The sequence below is a fragment of the Acinetobacter sp. NIOH-H-8 genome (assembly GCF_046635365.1).
Classification (GTDB): domain Bacteria; phylum Pseudomonadota; class Gammaproteobacteria; order Pseudomonadales; family Moraxellaceae; genus Acinetobacter.
This window is the reverse complement of record NZ_JBHDVN010000116.1, coordinates 1-820: the sequence shown is the minus strand read 5'-3', so window position 1 is coordinate 820 and position 820 is coordinate 1. Positions and strand designations below refer to the sequence as shown.

The following is an 820-nucleotide window of genomic DNA, read 5'->3' as shown; positions in this document are numbered from 1 at the left end:
GCCCAGACCCCAGCTCTTCTCGACGTGAATGCCGATGCTTTCAGCAATCGCCTTCGCGGAGTCGAAGTTGTCCAGATCAGCCATATCCGTTTCCGGACGATATTTCTTGATCGCTTCATGCATGGTCAGTTTTTCGAACGGCTTACCGAAGTCAAACACTTCATCACCGTATGGAACCTGGGTGGTGCCCAGAACATCCTGCGCCAGCGTACGGAACAGAGACTCAGTCAGCTCGATCAGGTCTTTGTAGTCCGCATACGCCATATAGAGTTCCATCATGGTGAACTCAGGATTATGGCGCACGGAGATGCCTTCGTTACGGAAGTTACGGTTAATTTCGAATACGCGTTCGAAGCCGCCAACCACCAGACGCTTCAGGTACAGTTCTGGCGCGATACGCAGGTACATGTCCAGATCCAGCGCGTTGTGATGGGTGATAAACGGACGGGCAGACGCGCCGCCTGGGATCACCTGCATCATCGGCGTTTCGACTTCCATAAAGCCGCGAGCAACCATAAACTGGCGAATACCGGCCAGGATCTTCGAACGGGTTTTGAAGGTATTACGGGATTCATCGTTAGAGATGAGATCCAGATAACGCTGGCGATAGCGCGCTTCCTGGTCCTGCAGGCCGTGGAATTTATCCGGCAACGGACGCAGCGCTTTCGTCAGCAGGCGCAGTTCGGTGCAGTGGATAGACAGCTCGCCGGTTTTGGTTTTGAACAGCTTACCTTTCGCGCCGAGGATATCGCCAAGATCCCACTTCTTGAACTGCTCGTTGTAAACGCCTTCCGGCAGATCATCGCGCGCCACATACAGC

1 protein-coding gene is annotated in these 820 nt (G+C 54.0%); it reads right to left on the bottom strand.

Annotated elements, in window-relative coordinates:
- On the bottom strand, positions 1-820 hold an 820-nt coding region (gene lysS, locus ACEWB7_RS17285; RefSeq protein WP_411581003.1), incomplete at both ends, for a lysine--tRNA ligase.